This is a genomic window from Streptomyces sp. NPDC003023 (genome assembly GCF_042888225.1).
Taxonomy (GTDB): domain Bacteria; phylum Actinomycetota; class Actinomycetes; order Streptomycetales; family Streptomycetaceae; genus Streptomyces.
Genome location: NZ_JBIAPL010000013.1, coordinates 68,157 through 86,265, shown reverse-complemented (window position 1 = coordinate 86,265; position 18,109 = coordinate 68,157). Strand labels below are relative to the sequence as shown.

The 18,109-nt window shown below is 71.6% G+C and carries 17 protein-coding genes; 14 read left to right on the top strand and 3 right to left on the bottom strand.

Going from position 1 to position 18,109, the window contains the following annotated elements:
- Window positions 1-4: 4 nt before the first annotated feature.
- The 3 genes from ACFYV1_RS30790 to ACFYV1_RS30780 all read left to right on the top strand — a co-directional run bounded on the left by ACFYV1_RS30790 (window position 5) and on the right by ACFYV1_RS30780 (window position 1,855).
- Window positions 5-166 carry a hypothetical protein gene (locus tag ACFYV1_RS30790; RefSeq protein WP_389398991.1) on the top strand — a complete coding sequence of 54 codons (162 nt, stop codon included), beginning with the start codon at window positions 5-7 and terminating at the stop codon, window positions 164-166.
- Window positions 167-209: 43 nt separating this feature from the next.
- Window positions 210-566, top strand: coding sequence for a hypothetical protein (locus ACFYV1_RS30785; RefSeq protein WP_389398898.1), 357 nt, complete (start codon window positions 210-212; stop codon window positions 564-566).
- Window positions 567-691: 125 nt separating this feature from the next.
- On the top strand, window positions 692-1,855 hold the full coding sequence (locus ACFYV1_RS30780; protein WP_389398897.1) for a cysteine desulfurase family protein: 1,164 nt from the start codon (window positions 692-694) through the stop codon (window positions 1,853-1,855).
- Between the two features lie 49 nt (window positions 1,856-1,904).
- Here ACFYV1_RS30780 and ACFYV1_RS30775 read toward each other — a convergent pair whose 3' ends face one another.
- A complete protein-coding gene (locus ACFYV1_RS30775; protein ID WP_389398896.1) occupies window positions 1,905-2,600 on the bottom strand; it encodes an N-acetylmuramoyl-L-alanine amidase in 696 nt (231 codons plus the stop codon).
- 103 nt (window positions 2,601-2,703) lie between these two features.
- Between ACFYV1_RS30775 and mnmA the strand changes: the two genes are divergently transcribed.
- Window positions 2,704-3,834, top strand: coding sequence for a tRNA 2-thiouridine(34) synthase MnmA (mnmA, locus tag ACFYV1_RS30770; protein WP_389398895.1), 1,131 nt, complete (start codon window positions 2,704-2,706; stop codon window positions 3,832-3,834).
- A 410-nt stretch (window positions 3,835-4,244) separates the two neighbouring features.
- Entirely contained in the window at window positions 4,245-5,249 is a 1,005-nt protein-coding gene (locus ACFYV1_RS30765; protein ID WP_389398894.1) for an ArsR family transcriptional regulator, read from the top strand.
- Between the two features lie 105 nt (window positions 5,250-5,354).
- On the opposite strand, the gene ACFYV1_RS30760 is transcribed toward ACFYV1_RS30765, so the two are convergent.
- Together ACFYV1_RS30760 and ACFYV1_RS30755 are read right to left on the bottom strand one after the other, a co-directional pair.
- Window positions 5,355-5,753, bottom strand: a complete 399-nt coding sequence (locus ACFYV1_RS30760) for a hypothetical protein (protein ID WP_389398893.1) — start codon at window positions 5,751-5,753, stop codon at window positions 5,355-5,357.
- Window positions 5,754-5,978: 225 nt separating this feature from the next.
- Complete coding sequence (locus ACFYV1_RS30755; protein WP_389398892.1) at window positions 5,979-6,776, bottom strand: alpha/beta fold hydrolase; 798 nt, start codon at window positions 6,774-6,776, stop codon at window positions 5,979-5,981.
- A 90-nt stretch (window positions 6,777-6,866) separates the two neighbouring features.
- On the opposite strand from ACFYV1_RS30755, the gene ACFYV1_RS30750 reads away from it, so the two are divergent.
- The 9 genes from ACFYV1_RS30750 to gatB all read left to right on the top strand — a co-directional run bounded on the left by ACFYV1_RS30750 (window position 6,867) and on the right by gatB (window position 17,942).
- Window positions 6,867-7,406: a TIGR00730 family Rossman fold protein gene (locus ACFYV1_RS30750; protein ID WP_389398891.1), complete on the top strand. Its 540-nt coding sequence runs from the start codon at window positions 6,867-6,869 to the stop codon at window positions 7,404-7,406.
- Window positions 7,407-7,422: 16 nt separating this feature from the next.
- The gene (locus tag ACFYV1_RS30745) at window positions 7,423-8,112 is read left to right on the top strand and encodes an SDR family oxidoreductase (RefSeq protein WP_389398890.1); all 690 of its coding nucleotides are present in this window, start codon (window positions 7,423-7,425) and stop codon (window positions 8,110-8,112) included.
- Window positions 8,113-8,172: 60 nt separating this feature from the next.
- Window positions 8,173-9,186, top strand: a complete 1,014-nt coding sequence (locus tag ACFYV1_RS30740; RefSeq protein WP_389398889.1) for a methionine synthase — start codon at window positions 8,173-8,175, stop codon at window positions 9,184-9,186.
- 30 nt (window positions 9,187-9,216) lie between these two features.
- A complete protein-coding gene (gene ligA / locus ACFYV1_RS30735) occupies window positions 9,217-11,397 on the top strand; it encodes an NAD-dependent DNA ligase LigA (RefSeq protein ID WP_389398888.1) in 2,181 nt (726 codons plus the stop codon).
- Window positions 11,398-11,707: 310 nt separating this feature from the next.
- Window positions 11,708-13,837 carry a putative bifunctional diguanylate cyclase/phosphodiesterase gene (locus ACFYV1_RS30730; RefSeq protein ID WP_389398887.1) on the top strand — a complete coding sequence of 710 codons (2,130 nt, stop codon included), beginning with the start codon at window positions 11,708-11,710 and terminating at the stop codon, window positions 13,835-13,837.
- Window positions 13,838-14,379: 542 nt separating this feature from the next.
- Window positions 14,380-14,676, top strand: coding sequence for an Asp-tRNA(Asn)/Glu-tRNA(Gln) amidotransferase subunit GatC (gatC, locus tag ACFYV1_RS30725; RefSeq protein WP_389398886.1), 297 nt, complete (start codon window positions 14,380-14,382; stop codon window positions 14,674-14,676).
- Between the two features lie 5 nt (window positions 14,677-14,681).
- Window positions 14,682-16,178: an Asp-tRNA(Asn)/Glu-tRNA(Gln) amidotransferase subunit GatA gene (gene gatA / locus ACFYV1_RS30720; RefSeq protein WP_389398885.1), complete on the top strand. Its 1,497-nt coding sequence runs from the start codon at window positions 14,682-14,684 to the stop codon at window positions 16,176-16,178.
- 5 nt (window positions 16,179-16,183) lie between these two features.
- Entirely contained in the window at window positions 16,184-16,417 is a 234-nt protein-coding gene (locus ACFYV1_RS30715) for a hypothetical protein (protein ID WP_389398985.1), read from the top strand.
- A 16-nt stretch (window positions 16,418-16,433) separates the two neighbouring features.
- On the top strand, window positions 16,434-17,942 hold the full coding sequence (gene gatB / locus ACFYV1_RS30710; RefSeq protein WP_389398884.1) for an Asp-tRNA(Asn)/Glu-tRNA(Gln) amidotransferase subunit GatB: 1,509 nt from the start codon (window positions 16,434-16,436) through the stop codon (window positions 17,940-17,942).
- The last annotated feature ends 167 nt before the right edge of the window (window positions 17,943-18,109 follow it).

Below are 18,109 nucleotides of genomic sequence, written 5' to 3'. Positions count from 1 at the left end.
AAGGATGACGATGATCGCCCTCGTCGCAGCGCTCCTCCTGATGGGAATCATGCTGGGCGCAGTGGTCCAACTCCCCGTGTCCGTCTCACTGGTGGCTGCCTCCGCCATCGGCTGCTGGCTGCTCGTCTTCGCCGTGCGCGAGCGCGGCCGGGCCCGCCGCCACTGAACCGAGCGCCCCACCCCGTACCGGCACCGGAGGGAGAGACGTCATGCACCTCACCGACCTCGTACGTCGCAGGCACCGGGGTGGCGACCTGCCCGGCCCCACGACCGGCTCGGAAGGACCCGGCGAACCGGCGGAGCCCGTGAACGGGTCCGTGCGGGAGCGCCGCACGGACGCCGACGGCATGGCCGTCGCCGCGTTCGTGCTCGGTCTCGTCGGGCTCCTCGTGATGAACATCGTGCTCGGCCCCACAGCCGTCGTACTCGCGGCCCTCGCCCTGCGGCGCGGGACCGCACGCCGCGGCCGCGCCCTGCTCGGCCTCGCCCTCGGCGTGGCCGACCTCGTGGTGCTCGCCGTGCTCGTGACCGTCAACGGAGCGGTCGTCTGGGGCTTCGGCGGATAGGACGCCGGACCGGCCGGGACGGAGCCGCTCCCGGCCCCCACCCGCCCCTGGGGCGCACGCCGGACGGTCGTGCACCCCTGCGCCGCGTCCGCGCCCCCTCCGGGCCTCGTAGAATCGGGGCCACCATGGCCTACCTCGACCACGCCGCGACCACTCCGATGCTGCCGGAGGCCGTCGAGGCGATGACCGCCCAGCTCGCCGTCACCGGCAACGCCTCCGCGCTCCACGCCGCCGGGCGCCGGGCCCGCCGTACCGTCGAGGAGGCCCGCGAGAACCTCGCGGAAGCCCTCGGCGCAAGGCCCAGCGAAGTCGTCTTCACCTCGGGCGGCACCGAGGCCGACAACCTCGCCGTGAAGGGCCTCTACTGGGCCCGCCGGGACGCCGACCCGGCAAGAACCCGGGTGCTGGCCAGCCCCGTCGAGCACCACGCGGTCCTCGACGCCGTGGACTGGCTCGGCGAGCACGAGGGCGCGAACATCGAGTACCTGCCGGTCGACGCCTACGGCAGAGTGCGTCCCGAGGCGCTCCGCGAGGCCATCGGACGCAATCCCGACGACGTCGCCCTCGCCACCGTCATGTGGGCCAACAACGAGATCGGCACCGTCATGCCGGTCCGGGAACTCGCGGAAGCGGCAGCGGAGTTCGACGTCCCGCTGCACGCCGACGCCGTCCAGGCATTCGGTCAGCTCGACGTCGACTTCGCCGCCTCCGGCCTCGCCGCCATGACCGTCTCCGGCCACAAGATCGGCGGGCCGTACGGCATCGGGGCCCTGCTGCTCGGCCGCGAGTACAGCCCCGTCCCCGTCCTGCACGGCGGCGGCCAGGAACGCCACGTACGGTCCGGCACCCTCGACGCCCCCGCCATCGCCTCGTTCGCGGTGGCCGGCCGGATCGCCGCCGAGCGGCGCGAGGAGTTCGCCCGCGACATCGGCGGCCTGCGCGACGACCTCGTGCAGGCCGTACGCGCCGCGGTCCCCGAAGCCGTCCTCGGCGGCGACCCCGACGACCGGCTCCCCGCCAACGCGCACTTCACGTTCCCGGGCTGCGAGGGCGACTCCCTGCTCCTGCTGCTCGACGCCCAGGGCATCGAGTGCTCCACCGGCTCCGCGTGCACGGCCGGCGTGGCGCAGCCCAGCCACGTCCTCCTCGCCACAGGCACCGCCCCCGAGCTCGCCCGCGGCACCCTGCGCTTCAGCCTCGGCCACACCTCGACGAAGGCCGACGTGGAAGCGGTCGCCCAGGCCATCGGCCCGGCCGTCGAACGCGCCCGCACGGCGGGCCTCAGCTAGGGCTGTCCCGCGATCCCCGCTGGGCGCACGACGACAGCAACGGCAGCCCTCAGCGGCGTGACCGGAGGGGCTCACCGGCCGAGAGGCCCTGGGCCCGGCCTCCGGCCGCCTCCACCGCCTTGCGCGCCGCCGGCATCGCCGCCGTGACCAGCTTCATGTACCTCGGCCAGTCCCAGTGCGGACCGGGGTCCGTGTGATCCGTGCCGGGGACCTCGATGTGGCCCACGATGTGCTCGCGATCCACGGGTATGCCGTAGCGGGCGCAGATGTCGGCCGTCAGCTTCGCCGACGAGCCGTACATCGCGTCCGTGAAGTCCTGCGGACGGTCCACGAACCCCTCGTGCTCGATGCCGACGCTGCGCTCGTTGTACGAGCGGTTCCCCGCGTGGTACGCCACGTCCAGCTCGCGGATCATCTGGGCTACATGGCCGTCCTTGCGCACCACGTAATGGGTCGCCGCACCGTGCGTCGGGTCCTTGAAGACCTTCAGCGCGGTCCGGTAGCTGCCCTGGACGACATGGATGACCACCCGGTCGATGCCGAAGTCGTCGGGCCGGTCGGCCAGCCGCCAGTTCGAGGCGCTCGCCGCCACCCACTGGGCGCCCGCATGATCGATCTCTCCTTCTTTGCGCGGCTTGCGCGCCCATGGCATGCCGCGCCACAGCCTGCGGATCTCGTCCTCGGCCAGCACTCCGCCGCCCACGACCACCGCGCCGGTGCCGATCAGCACGGCCCGTCTGGTCATGCCGCTCTTCCTGCCGCCGCCGTGCCTGCTCTCGCTCCCCATGCCGGTGACAACGCATACTCGCGAGCTTTCGGTTCCCCGGGGCCCGTACCCTGGTACCGCTATGACTGAGACCTCCCCGCGCCCCCTCCGTGTCCTCGCCGCCATGTCGGGCGGAGTCGACTCCGCCGTCGCCGCCGCCCGCGCCGCCGAGGCGGGGCACGACGTCACCGGTGTGCACCTGGCGCTCTCCGCGAACCCGCAGTCGTTCCGGACCGGCGCTCGCGGCTGCTGCACCATCGAGGACTCGCGCGACGCCCGCCGCGCCGCGGACGTCATCGGCATCCCCTTCTACGTGTGGGACCTGGCCGAGCGCTTCCGCGAGGACGTGGTCGAGGACTTCGTCGCCGAGTACGAGGCGGGCCGCACGCCCAACCCGTGCCTGCGCTGCAACGAGAAGATCAAGTTCGCCGCGCTGCTCGACAAGGCGCTCGCGCTCGGCTTCGACGCGGTGTGCACGGGCCACTACGCCACCGTGGTGGTGGGCGAGGACGGCTCCCGCGAGCTGCACCGCGCCAGCGACATGGCCAAGGACCAGTCGTACGTACTGGGTGTGCTCGACGAGAAGCAGCTCGCCCACGCCATGTTCCCGCTCGGCGACACCCTCACCACCAAGGACGAGATCCGGGCCGAGGCCGAGCGTCGCGGCCTGGCGGTCGCGAAGAAGCCCGACAGCCACGACATCTGCTTCATCGCCGACGGCGACACCCAGGGCTTCCTGGCGAACCGCCTCGGCCGGGCGGAGGGCGACATCGTCGACGAGGCGGGCGCGAAGGTCGGCACCCACGAGGGTGCGTTCGGCTTCACCATCGGCCAGCGCAAGGGCCTGCGCATCGGCCACCCGGCACCCGACGGCAAGCCGCGCTACGTCCTCGACATCTCCCCGGTGAACAACACCGTGACCGTCGGTCCGGCCGAGGCGCTCGACGTCACCGCCCTGACCGCGATCAGGCCCCGCTGGTGCGGCACGGCCCCCGCGGGCCCCGGTACGTACACCGCCCAGCTCCGCGCCCACGGCGGCGAGACCGAGGTCACGGCCGAGCTGGTCGACGGCTCGGAGCTGCGGGTCGCCTTCACCGAGCCGGTACGCGGCGTGGCCCCCGGCCAGGCGATCGTGCTGTACGACGGCACGCGCGTGGTCGGTTCCGCGACCATCGCGACGACGACCCGCCGGCCGGCCGCGGTCGCCCAGTAGATCTCTCGGTGACGGGCAACCTGCCGAGTGGCCGTGATCGGTGGGACCGCCCGCCGGTCGCGCCGGTCCCGCGGATCCCGGAATCGGCCCGGACAGAGACCGGACAGAGACCGGGCAGAGATCGGTGGTGAGTCCGTCCCGCGGTCGCCGCGGCGGGTCCTGCGGTTCCGGCGTGCCGGAAGACCCCGCGGACGCCGTGGCAGGCAGCCGCCACTCGCCTCGGGCCCCGTCCTTGCCGCGCAGGTCGAGTCGGCGGCCGGAGCATCCGACGCCACGCGCGGCCAAAGGCACCCGTCCTTTGCGGCCAGGCGGAACCGGACGGGCGCCTCACATGTGTTGAGCCCTTGTTCATCGAGCGCTGATCTCCGCGACCTACGCTCTCCCCGCCGGCCATGCCCAAAGGGGGGGACATGCTCCGCATCCATTTCAGCGATGGAGATCTGGCGAGAACCACGATTGCCGCCGCGCCCGATCCGCTCTGGGAAGTCGCCGCGAGTCTGCACCGACTGCAGTCGCGCAGAGGGCGGTGGGCCTACGCCGGGTGGTACCGCACGGCAAGACAGCAGATGAGGGAGAAGGGACTGGGGCGTGCCCTGCAGAGCGTTCTCCTGCCCTTGTATCCAAGGGCCGCTTATTTTCCGGACTTTCTCACGCCCGCTGATGCGGTAGGTGATCTGGACGCCGGACTGGAGTCGATTCTGGCCACGCCCGCGCGACAGGTCCTGAAGGAAGTGACCATCCTCGACCGGACCGTCGGCGCTCCCACGTGGGCCGGTCGGCTGGCCCACCTGGAGGCGCGCAAGGAGTTCACGGGGGTGCTGCGGGCCTACCACGACGCGGTGATCGCCCCGTACGAGGAACGGGTACAGGCCCGGATCGAGTCGGAGCGAGCGGCGCGTGCCCGAGGGTTCCTGGACGGCGGAGCCGAGGGCATGCTCTCGGGACTCGGGCCGATGCTGCGCTGGCGCCCTCCCGTACTGGAGGCCGTTTATCCCCGGCAGGTCGAGGACCGGGACCTGTATCTGAACGGACGTGGGCTCACCCTCGTGCCTTCGTACTTCAACTGGGGTGAGCCGGTGGCCTTCGCCGACCCGGAGATGCCGCCCGTGCTCTGGTACTCGCTCCTCCACGAGCAGAGCCCCCCGGATACCCCGCACGGCGTCGACGCCACCGGGAAGTCCCTGGTCACCCTGCTCGGGCGTGCCCGAGCGGTCGCCTTGCGCGCCGCGTCCAGCGGTGCCACGACCGGCGAGATCGCCCGTGCCGCCGGAGTCTCGGCATCCTCCGCCAGCAGACACGCCACCGTGCTGCGCGACGCGGGCCTCATCACCACCGTCCGGAACGGCCCGACCGTGCTGCACACCCTGACCCCGGCGGGGGCGTCCCTGCTGCGCGCCGTGAGTGCGACGCAGTGACCGGCAGCGGTTCGTCGCGTCGGCGCACGAGCGTGAAGCGGGCCCGCCGGTTGTCCACCGGCGGGCCCGCTCCTCGTGTACCGACATGTCGTGCGGTTGTCGCGGTCAGGCGGCGTAGGAGCCCGACGCGGAGCCGGTGGTCTGGAAGAAGAACACGAACTCCTGGTAGTCGCGGACGTTGGTGGCGATCACCTTCCAGGAGCCCGAAGAGGCCCACTTGTAGTCACTCTGGCAGTCGAAGGAGCCGCTGCTGAGCTTGAAGCACACCTTCACGTACCGGCCGCTGGAGCCCATCTTGATGTTGATGTCGTTGCACCGGGTCGACGTCTTGTAGACGCTCGTCGTGTACCGGCCGGACGCCTTCGAGAAGGACGAGGCCCCGCCGTAGCAGGTGGCCTGCACGCTCACGTCGCCCTGCGGAGCGGCGACAGCCACCGTCGATCCGCCGAGCGCCAGAGCAAGACCACTGACGGCCACGGCGAGCTTCTTGAGGTTCTTCTGCACGGTTTCCCCCTAGGACTGTTGTGCAAGGCGAGACCAACTCTGCCGACCGGCACCGCGCCCGGCCATGCTGTTGCGGCAGGCCGCAAAAGCCGAGGTCACCGGGGGAGGACGGGATGCGGGGCGTCCGCTTGCACGGCAGCGGCGTGACCCTTCTTCACGGCGTCGGAGTGAACGGCCCCGCGGATTCGACCTCGCACGAGGAAGTCGGGCTCGTGCACACCCCGTTCACACGCCGAAGAACCGCACCAGTGCCGGTGCCAGGACGTGCGGGGCGACCTCGTGGGTCTGGCCCGTGAGGGTGTGGTGGCGGCCCCGGGGGAGGGCCGCGGCGACCGCGCGGGCCGCCTCCCGCATACCGGCCGGGCTCGCGCCGCCGTCCACGACCGTCACGGGGACGGTCACCGTGCCGAGCAGGCCGCTCGGCACCAGGCCGTCGCCCATCACCTCGTGGTCGTACGCCAGCGTGTGCTCGAGTGCCTGCATGTCCGCCCACATCGGCAGCAGTCGGAGCCTGGACAGCGCCTGTGCGGGCATGCCGGCGGTTCCCAGGAACTCGGCCAGCGCGTCGCCCGGCCTGCCCCCGGTCAGCAGCGCCGTCATACGGGCGACGTACTCGGTGTTCCGGTCCCGGGCCGCGGGGTCGGTCTCGAACGGCGGCTCGTAGAGCGACAACCGGGTGATCGGGAGCCCGGCCGCCGCCGAACGCACCGCCAGGGCGGCTCCGGAGGACGTGCCGTGGACGGCGGCACTGCCGCCCGCCGCTCTGATGACTGCCGCGAGGTCCTCGATCTCGCGCTCCACCGCGTACGGCACCGTGTCACCGCTTTGGCCACGGCCCCGGCGGTCGTACGTGAACACGGTGAAGTGCGGGGCGAGCAGTTCCGCCAGGGGCGCTTCGGACGCCGACGTGCACAGCGCGCCGCTCACCAGGACCAAGGGGGTGCCCTCGCCGTGCTGTTCGTAAGCGATGAGGGTGCCGTCCGCCGACTCGGCCTTCTTCACTGCGGTGCCCGTGGTGTCCATAGGAGGGTTGACCGGGGACGCCGGGAGAACTCATCGCCGCGGGCGGGAAAAGTTCGCCGCGGTGTCGGCGGCCCCCCGTACCGTGGTCCCATGAACATCTGCGTCTTCCTCTCCGCCGCCGATCTCGACGAGCGCTACACCCGCCCGGCCCGTGAATTCGCCGAGCTCATCGGCAAGGGAGGGCACACCCTCGTGTGGGGCGGCTCGGAGAGCGGGCTGATGAAGGTCGTCGCGGACGGTGTGCAGGAGGCAGGCGGCAGGCTCGTCGGGGTGTCGGTCGAGTTCCTGCGGCACAAGGCGCGGCGGAACGCCGACGAGATGCTGGTCGCGAAGGATCTCGCCGAGCGCAAGGCGCTGCTGCTCGCCAGGTCCGACAGCGTGGTGATCATGGTCGGCGGGACGGGGACGCTCGACGAGGCGACCGAGATCCTGGAGCTCAAGAAGCACGGTCACCACACCAAGCCAGTCGTCCTGCTGAACGCCGCCGGGTTCTACGACGGTCTCAAGCAGCAGTTCCAGCGGATGGAGGACGAGGGATTCCTGCCGCTGCCGCTCACCGAGCTGGTGTTCTTCGCCGAGGACGGCGCCGGCGCGATGGCCTACCTCGAGGAGTCCGCCGGCATTCGTTAGTGCGAGCATGGCGGGCATGACCACCCATCTGATCACCGGCGCAGGATCCGGCATCGGCGCGGCCGTCACGCGCCGTCTCCACGAACGGGGCGACGACCTCGTCCTCGTCGCCCGCAACGCGGGCCGTGCGAAGGAATTCGAGGCGCGGTACCCGGGAGCCGGCACGATCGTCGCCGACCTCGCGGACCCCGACCGGATCTCCTGGGCCCTCGGGCACCAGTCGATGCCGGAGACGGTCGACTCGCTGCTGCACATCGCCGGCATCGTCGACCTCGGACCGGTCGGCGAGCTGCGCCCCAAGACGTGGCACCAGCAGCTCAACGTCAACCTGATCGCGCCGGCCGAACTGACCCGGCTGTTCCTGCCCCAACTGCGCTCCGTCCAGGGGCACGTGGTCTTCGTCAACTCGGGCGCCGGACTCAACGCCCACGCAGAGTGGGGCGCGTACGCGGCCTCCAAGCACGGCCTCAAGGCGCTGGCCGACTCCCTGAGGCACGAGGAGCACGCCTCCGGTGTGCGGGTGACGTCCGTCTACCCGGGGCGCACCGCGAGCCCGATGCAGGCGAAGGTGCACTTGCAGGAGGGCAAGGAGTACGACGCCTCCCGCTGGATCGACCCCGAGTCCGTCGCCACCGCGATCCTCACCGCGCTGGACCTGCCGCGTGACGCCGAGATCAACGACCTGACGGTGCGGCCGGGGCGCTGACCGGCAGGGCCGTACGCCGGGACGGTCCGTGACCCGCGGGGCGGCACGTACGCTTCCCGGGTGAGTGAGAAGAGCGAGTTCCCCTGGGGCCCCGCCACCGGTGTGGGGTCCATGCCCGGCGGTGACGCCCGCGAGGCCGCGAAGGCGGTCAGCGGGACGTTCGAGGAGTTTGTGCACCTGGCCGAGCTGCCCGCCCGAGGGCCCGGCGCCGACATGATCGGCCGGACCGTCGGGCTGCTCGTCGAGATGTACGCACATGTGGAGCCGAGCGGCTGGCGCATCAGCGACCGGCCGGGCCGCGACACCCGCCGCGCCCGCTCCTGGATGGGCGAGGACCTCGACGCACTGGAGGAGTTCACCCAGGGCTACGAGGGTCCGCTGAAGGTGCAGGCGGTCGGCCCGTGGACGCTCGCCGCCGCGCTGGAGCTGAGGGGCGGCGAGGCGCTGCTCAACGACCCGGGGGCCTGCCGGGACCTCGCCGGATCGCTCGCGGAGGGATTGCGCGGCCACCTCGCGGAGGTACGCCGCCGGGTGCCCGGCGGCCAGGTGGTGCTCCAGCTCGACGAGCCGTCCCTCACCGCCGTGCTGCGCGGGCAGATCAGGACCGCCAGCGGCTACCGCACCTACCGGGCCGTGGACCGCCAGGTCGTGGAGAGCGCGCTGCGCGACGTGATGGCGGTGGCGGACGGCCCGGTGGTCGTGCACTCGTGCGCACCCGACGTGCCCTTCGCGCTGCTGCGCCGAGCCGGGGCGCAGGGGATCTCGTTCGATTTCTCTCTGCTCACCGAGCGTGAGGAGGAGTCGATCGGCGAAGCCGTGGAAGCCGGCATCAAGCTCTTCGCGGGTGTCGTCCCCCCGACCGACGACGTGTCGGCCGGATTGTCGGTGGGCGCCGATATCGTCAAGGGTGTACGGACACTGTGGCGCAGGCTGGGGCTGAATCCGGGGACTCTCGCGGAGTCGCTGGTGATCACCCCGGCGTGCGGACTCGCGGGCGCCTCGCCCGCGTACGCGCGCGCCGCGCTCGCCCACTGCGTCCGTGCCGCGAGATCACTCGCGGACAACCCTGAGTAACGGGTGCACGGACAACGGGAGGACGAAACGGTGGCCGGCGAACAGCAGACGAACCTGCCCGCGGACGCACGGGAGCAGCACGCACTCCTCGCGGAACAGATCGAGGAGCACCGCTTCCGGTACTACGTGAAGGACAGCCCCGTCGTCTCCGACGCGGAGTTCGACAAGCTGCTGCGCGAGCTCGAAGGGCTCGAGGAGCGGTATCCGGAGCTGCGGACGCCGGACTCGCCGACCCAGAAGGTCGCGGGGAACTACGAGACGGAGCTGTCCAAGGTCGAGCACCGCGAGCGGATGCTCTCCCTGGACAACGCCTTCGACGACGCGGAGCTCGACGCCTGGGCGGAGCGCGTCGCCCGCGACGTCGGCGCCCCCGGGTACCACTTCCTGTGCGAGCTCAAGGTCGACGGCCTCGCGGTCAACCTCACGTACGAGAAGGGCAGGCTGACCCGCGCGGCGACCCGCGGCGACGGCCGCGTCGGCGAGGACATCACCCCGAACGTGCGCACCATCGCCGGCATCCCCGACCGGCTGAAGGGCGACCGCATCCCCGGCCTCGTGGAGATCCGCGGCGAGGTCTACTTCCCCATGGAGCAGTTCCAGGAGCTCAACGCCAGCCGTGTGGAAGCCGGTGAGCAGCCCTACGCCAACCCTCGCAACTCCGCCTCCGGTTCGCTGCGGCAGAAGGACCCCAAGGTCACCGCCAAGCTGCCGCTGCACATGGTGGTCCACGGCATCGGCGCCCGCGAGGGACTGGCCATCGACCGTCTCTCGCAGGCATACGCCCTGCTGCGGGAGTGGGGGCTGCCCACGGCGCGGCACAACAAGGTGGTCGGCTCGATGGAGGAGGTGCGGGAGTTCATCGCGTACTTCGGTGAGCACCGCCACTCCGTGGAGCACGAGATCGACGGCGTCGTCGTCAAGCTCGACGAGATCCCGCTGCAGGGGCGCCTCGGTTCGACCGCCCGGGCGCCGCGCTGGGCGATCGCCTGGAAGTACGCGCCGGAGGAGGTCAACACCAAGCTGGTCAACATCCGCGTGGGCGTCGGCCGCACCGGCCGTGTCACGCCGTACGCGCAGGTCGAGCCGGTGACGGTGGCGGGCTCCGAGGTGGAGTTCGCGACCCTGCACAACCAGGACGTCGTCAAGGCCAAGGGCGTCCTCATCGGCGACACGGTGGTGCTCCGCAAGGCCGGTGACGTCATCCCCGAGATCCTGGGGCCGGTGGCGGACCTGCGGGACGGCAGCGAGCGGGAGTTCGTGATGCCCTCCGAGTGCCCGGAGTGCGGGACGCCGCTGAAGGCCATGAAGGAGGGGGACATCGACATGCGGTGTCCCAACGCCCGCTCGTGCCCGGCGCAGCTGCGGGAGCGGGTCTCCTATCTGGCAGGGCGGGAGTGCCTGGACATCGACCACTTCGGCGAGGTGGTGGCCGCGGCGCTCACCCGGCCGCTGCAGCCGGCGGAGCCGCCGCTGACGGACGAGGGAGACCTGTTCGACCTCACCATCGAGCGGCTGCTGCCCATCAGGGCGTACGTCATCGACCAGGACAGCGGGCTGCCCAAGCGTGATCCCAAGACCGGCGAGGAGAAGATCGCCACGGTCTTCGCCAACAAGCAGGGCGAGCCCAAGACGAACGCGCTGAAGATGCTCGCCGGCATCGAGGCCGCCAAGCAGGCGCCACTGGCCCGGATCATCAACGGTCTGTCCATCCGCCATGTCGGACCCGTCGCCGCCCAAGCGCTCGCGCGGGAGTTCCGCTCCATCGAGCGGATCGAGCAGGCGACTGAGGAGGAACTGGCGGCCACCGACGGTGTGGGGCCGATCATCGCCGCCGCGCTCAAGCAGTGGTTCGCACAGGACTGGCACCAGGAGATCCTGCGCAAGTGGCGTGCCGCCGGTGTCCGGTTGGAGGAGGAGGCCGGCGGCGACGAAGGGCCCCGGCCGCTCGAAGGGCTGACCGTCGTCGTCACCGGAACGCTCGAGAACCACACCAGGGATGGCGCAAAAGAGGCGCTCCAGAGCCTCGGAGCGAAAGTGGCCGGTTCCGTATCGAAGAAGACGAGCTTTGTCGTGGTGGGTGACAACCCTGGTTCGAAGTACGACAAGGCTGTGCAGTTGAAGGTGCCGGTTCTGGACGAGGCGGGCTTCGCTGTCCTGCTCGAACAGGGGCCGGATGCGGCTCGTGAGGCAGCTGTGACTCAGGAGGCATGACAAAAGGGGCTCGGGCGGGCGCTCGAGGGGGGCGCGCGCGGCGCACTTTCGCATCACGAGGGGCGGGATCCGGACGCGTCGAGCGCCGGTGGAACGCCCAGTACAGGTCACCCGTTCAGCGCATACCAGATGGATAAGGGTGGCCGGGTCGCATTCGGGCAAGAGCTGTAGAGCGCTGCCCGTACGAGCCTTCTGCCGCCTAGTGTTGAGGTGTGCGCCTGTCGTGCACGGCTGCGCGGTGGGATTTCAGTCGTGGTGGCATGACAACGGGAGCCATCGCCAGGCACCGCCGGCTGTGAGAGGGACGGGAATGAAACCGACCGAGAGCGCCGCCCCGGTCCCGCGGCCGCGGGCACGCGCGGCCCTGGTGGGCAGGAAACCGGGCCTGCCCGCGGTGGTCGTGGCGGGCGCCGCACTCCTGCTCGCCACCACTGTCGTACGAACCGTCCGCGAGGGTCACGCGCTCTTCCCGGCCGAGACCGTCGGCTGGTCGCTCGCCGTCCTCACCGGGATCATCGTCGGTCATCTCGTCGCCCTCGGCCGCGACCGCTGGTGGGGCGGCACCGGCTCCGGAACCGCGCTGACGCTCGCCACACTGCTCCTGTTCGGCTGGGTCCCGGCAGGACTCGTCAGCCTCGCCGCCGTCGCACTCGTCGGCGCCGCCTGCCGCAACCGCTGGCGGCACGGCCTGCTGCACGGGGCCGTCGACATCCTGGGGATCGGCGCGGCCGCGCTCACGCTCGCGCTCTTCGGCGTCGTGCCCACCGTCGAGCGGCCCTGGAACCCGCTCCGCTGGGAGCTCGAGGCCGCGCCCGAGGTCATGGCCGCCGCCACCGTGTACCTCGTCGTCACACGGCTGCTCCTCTGGTACGTACTGGCCCCGCAGGCCGGCGGCCTGCCCACGGTCGCCCGCACCGCCCTGCTCAGGCAGGGCCTCGTGGCCGTCGCGCTCGTCGGCATCGCGCCGCTGATCTGCGTGGTCGCCGTCGCCATGCCGCTGCTGCTGCCGCTGTTCGCCGTGCCGCTGATCGCCCTGGACTCGACCCTGTGGATAGCCAGGGCCAGGGCGGAGGAGCAGCTGCGGGACCCGCTCACCGGGCTCCCCAACCGCCAGTGGCTGCTCGAACGCACCTGGTCCGCACTCGAGGACGCCGAGAGCAGCAGCGCGCGGGCCGCCCTCGTGCTGATCGACCTCGACCGCTTCCGGTCCGTCAACGACACCCTCGGTCACCTGGCGGGCGACCGGCTCCTGCTTCAGATAGCCGAGCGACTGAAGCTCGCACTGCCGCGGGGCGCGGAGGCGGCACGGCTCGGCGGCGACGAGTTCGCCGTGCTGCTGCCCACGGCGGACTCCACCACGTCCGCGCAGCGCATCGCCAGGCACCTCGTCGCCGAACTCTCCTCGCCCCTCGACCTCGACGGGCTCACTCTCGTCCTCGAGGCAAGCGCCGGACTCGCCGTCTTCCCCGATCACGCCCTGGACGCCGAAGGACTGCTGCGCCGCGCCGACGTGGCGATGTACCAGGCCAAACGGGACCGTACGGGCGTGGAGGTGTACGAGTCCAAGCGCGACAGCAACACCCCCGACCGGCTGGGGCTGCTGGGCGACCTGCGGCGGGCACTGGACGCCGGCGAGGTCGAGCTCCACTACCAGCCCAAGGTCCGGTTCGACGGGCACGTGTCCGGCCTCGAGGCGCTCGTCCGCTGGGTCCACCCCGAGCGCGGACGGGTCCCCCCGGACGAGTTCATCGCGATCGCCGAGTCCTCCGGGCTGATGCCGCACCTGACCGAGTACGTCCTCGAGACGGCGCTCGCGCAGGTCGCGAGGTGGCGCGCGCAGGGACTCATGGTCCCGGTCGCCGTCAACGTCTCGCCCCGCGACGTCCACACACCCGGCTTCGCCGGGGCCGTCGCCGCGAGACTCGCCCGGCACGGGGTACCGCCGGGGGCGCTCCAGCTGGAGATAACGGAACACGTGCTGCTGGAGGACCCGCAGCGCGCCGCGGACACGCTCGCCGGCCTGGCCGACCACGGCGTCAAGATGTCCCTCGACGACTTCGGCACGGGCTACTCGTCGCTCGTGCACCTGCGGCGGCTGCCGGTCAGCGAACTGAAGATCGACCGCTCCTTCGTGGCCCGGCTGGCCGTCGACACCGAGGACGCGGAGATCGTCCGCTGCACCGTGGACCTGGCCCACTCGCTCGGCCTGCTGGTGGTGGCGGAGGGTGTCGAGGACGACGAGACCTGGGAGCGGCTGCGCGACCTGCGCTGCGACGCGGTCCAGGGCTGGCTGGTCGCCGCGGCGATGCCGCCGCAGGAGATGACGGCGTGGCTGCTGGCGCGTGGCGAACGCGGCTGGCACCGGCCCGCGCTCCCGGCAGGCGAGCTCCCACCGTCCCAGCCCCGCGCCGACCGCGCCTCGGGCCGCGCGGTGACGTAGCCCCTGGCGGGGCACCGGCGCAGGGAGCACCCCGGCTCGTGCGGCCGGGAGTGTGCCGGGCAGGCGAAGCGCCCGTCGTGCGCCCCCGCTGCCGGACCGGGCCGCGGCCCGGTCCGGTCGCCGGCCGCCGATCCGGACGGCGGACGTCCTGTGGTCGCTCGCGGATCGGTGCGGCGGACGTCTCCTGACCGCTCGCGAGGCCAGGGGGAGCGAGGGTCCGTCGGCGGTCGGCGGTCGGCGGTCGGCGGTCGGCGGTCGCCGGTTGTCGGACGTTGTCGGTCGTCGGTCCAGACGGTGTCCTCGGCCGTCCATCCTGGCGGACGACGCCCCGTCATCGGTCATCGGTCGTCGCCCGGCGGTCATCGGCCGTCGGTCCGGACAGGGGCATCGGCCGCCGATCCGGACGGCGAGGCCGAGTACTTCGCCGGCGACCGAGCTCCCCGCCTGCCGCGGGGACGAACCGGGCGTTGCCTGGAGATCGGCCCGCACCCCATAGGATTGGGTCCAAACCCCAGAAGCCACTAACCCCTGAGGATCGCTGCATGCCTGGCATCACGCGCGAGGAGGTCGCCCACCTCGCCCGGCTGGCGCGTCTGGAGCTGTCCGGCGACGAGCTCGACCACTTCGCCGGACAGCTCGACGACATCATCGGCGCGGTCGCCCGCGTTTCCGAGGTCGCCGACCAAGACGTACCCCCGACCTCCCACCCGCTGCCGCTGACCAATGTCATGCGCGCGGACGAGGTCCGTCCGTCGCTCACCCCCGCGCAGGCGCTCTCCGGCGCCCCGGCCCAGGAGCAGCAGCGTTTCAAGGTGCCGCAGATCCTGGGGGAGGACTAAAAGTCATGACGGAAAGCATCATCAAGCTCACCGCGGCGGAGATCGCCGCGAAGATCGCCGCCGGCGAGCTCACCGCTGTCGAGGTCACCGAGGCCCACCTGGCCCGGATCGAGGCCGTCGACGAGAAGGTCCACGCCTTCCTGCACGTCGACCGCGAGGGCGCCCTCGCGCAGGCCCGCGCCGTCGACGAGAAGCGCGCCAAGGGCGAGAAGCTCGGCCCGCTCGCCGGTGTCCCGCTCGCGCTGAAGGACATCTTCACCACGGAGGGCATCCCGACCACCGTCGGCTCGAAGATCCTCGAGGGCTGGATCCCGCCGTACGACGCGACGCTCACCAAGCGGCTCAAGGCCGCCGACGTCGTCATCCTCGGCAAGACCAACATGGACGAGTTCGCCATGGGGTCCTCCACCGAGAACAGCGCGTACGGCCCGACGGGCAACCCGTGGGACCTGACCCGTATCCCCGGCGGCTCCGGCGGCGGGTCCTCCGCGGCGCTCGCCTCCTACGAGGCGCCTCTCGCGATCGGCACGGACACCGGCGGCTCGATCCGCCAGCCCGCCGCCGTCACCGGCACGGTCGGCGTCAAGCCCACCTACGGCGCGGTGTCCCGCTACGGCATGGTCGCGTTCAGCAGCAGCCTCGACCAGGGCGGGCCCTGTGCCCGTACGGTCCTCGACGCCGCCCTGCTCCACGAGGTCGTCGCCGGGCACGACCCGCTCGACTCGACGTCCATCGACGCCCCGGTCCCGCCGGTCGTCGAGGCCGCCCGCAACGGCTCCGTCCAGGGCATGCGCGTCGGCGTCGTCAAGCAGTTCCGCGGCGAGGGCTACCAGGCCGGCGTCGTGCAGCGCTTCGACGAGTCGGTCGAGCTGCTGAAGGAGCTCGGCGCCGAGATCGTCGAGTTGGACTGCCCGTCGTTCGACCTGGCGCTCTCCGCGTACTACCTGATCGCGCCGTCCGAGTGCTCCTCGAACCTCGCCCGCTTCGACGCCATGCGCTACGGCCTGCGGGTCGGCGACGACGGTACGAAGTCGGCGGAGGACGTCACCGCGCTGACCCGCGAGGCGGGCTTCGGCGACGAGGTCAAGCGCCGCATCATGCTCGGTACGTACGCGCTCAGCTCCGGCTACTACGACGCGTACTACGGCTCCGCCCAGAAGGTCCGCACCCTCATCACCCGCGACTTCGAGAAGGCCTTCGAGCAGGTCGACGTGATCGTCTCCCCGACGACGCCGACCACCGCCTTCCCGATCGGCGAGCGCGCCGACGACCCGATGGCGATGTACCTCGCGGACCTGTGCACCATTCCGACCAACCTGGCCGGCAACTCGGCCATGTCGCTGCCCTGCGGCCTCGCGCCGGAGGACGGCCTGCCCGTCGGCCTGCAGATCATCGCCCCGGCCATGAAGGACGACCGGCTCTACAAGGTCGGTGCCGCCGTCGAGGCCGCGTTCGTGGAACGCTGGGGACACCCGCTGCTCGAGGAGGCTCCTTCACTGTGAGTGCCATGGCAAAGAAGGCCAAGAACTTCAAGAAGTCCAAGACCGGGCTGTACGTGTCGCTCGGCTCCACCGCGTTCGGCGCGATCAGCGTGGCCAAGCAGGCCAAGCTCGCCCGTACCGACGGCGACATGCTCCGGCTGATCGACGCAGCGGTGTCCGCCGCCGCGATCGTCACCGGCCTGGCCATTCTTTATCGCGAGCTGAAGCGGCTCGGCGACGAAGACGTCCTGATGGGCTGAGAGGGAAAGTTTCATCGTGACCGTCACTGAACTGGTGTCGTACGAGGACGCCCTCGCGTCCTACGACCCCGTCATGGGCCTCGAGGTCCATGTCGAGCTCGGCACCAAGACCAAGATGTTCTGCGGGTGCTCCACGGAGCTGGGCGCCGAGCCCAACTCCCAGACCTGCCCGACCTGCCTCGGCATGCCCGGCTCGCTCCCGGTCGTCAACGCGATCGGCGTCGAGTCCGCCATCAAGATCGGCCTCGCGCTGAACTGCGAGATCGCCGAGTGGTGCCGCTTCGCCCGGAAGAACTACTTCTATCCGGACATGCCGAAGAACTTCCAGACCTCGCAGTACGACGAGCCGATCGCCTACAACGGCTATCTGGACGTCCAGCTCGAGGACGGCGAGGTCTTCCGCGTGGAGATCGAGCGCGCCCACATGGAGGAGGACACCGGCAAGTCGACCCACGTCGGCGGCGCCACCGGCCGAATCCACGGCGCGTCCCACTCCCTGCTGGACTACAACCGGGCCGGCATCCCGCTGATCGAGATCGTCACCAAGCCGATCGAGGGCGCCGGCGAGCGTGCTCCCGAGGTCGCCAAGGCGTACGTCGCCGAGCTGCGCGAGCTCATCAGGGCCCTCGGCGTGTCCGAGGCCCGCATGGAGATGGGCCAGATGCGCTGCGACGTGAACCTGTCGCTGCGGCCCAACGGCACTGAGAAGTTCGGCACGCGCTCCGAGACGAAGAACGTCAACTCGCTGCGCAGCGTCGAGCGTGCGGCGCGGTACGAGGTCCAGCGGCACGCCGCGGTGCTCTCGTCCGGCGGCACGATCGTCCAGGAGACCCGTCACTTCCACGAGGACGACGGCTCCACGACGTCCGGCCGGGTCAAGGAGGAGGCGGAGGACTACCGCTACTTCCCCGAGCCCGACCTGGTCCCCGTCGCGCCCTCGCGCGAGTGGGTCGAGGAACTGCGCGCCACGCTGCCGGAACTGCCGCGCCTGCGGCGCAACCGGCTCCGTGAGGAGTGGGGCGTGTCCGAGCACGACATGCAGTCGATCCTCAACGCGGGCGCCGTCGACCTGATCGTCGCCACGATCGATGCGGGTGCCCCGTCCGACCAGGCGCGCAAGTGGTGGATGGGCGAACTGGCCCGCAACGCCAACGAGTCGGGCAAGGCGCTGGAGGAGCTGGCGATCACCCCGGCGCAGGTCGCCAGGGTGACGGCGCTGGTGAAGGAGGGCTCGCTCAACGACAAGCTGGCCCGACAGGTCATCGAGGGCGTCCTCGCCGGCGAGGGCGACCCGGACGCCGTCGTCGAGAAGCGCGGTCTGAAGGTCGTCTCCGACGAGGGCGCGCTCGGCGCGGCCGTCGACGAGGCCATCGCCGGCAACGCGGCGATCGCGGACAAGATCCGCGGCGGCAAGGTCGCGGCGGTCGGCGCGCTGGTGGGCGCGGTCATGAAGACCACGCGCGGCCAGGCGGACGCGGCACGGGTGAAGGAACTGATCCTTCAGAAGCTCGGTGTCGAGGGCTGACGGCTGTTCGCTCCCGAGGGGCGGGGGGGGGCCCCGGGGGGGGGGCGGCCCCCCCCCCCCCCCCCCCCCCCCCCCCCCCCCCGGCCCCCCCCCCCCCCCCCCCCCCCGCCCCCCCCCCCCGGGGGGCCCCCCCCCCCCCCCCCCCCGGGGGGGGGGCGCCCGCCGGC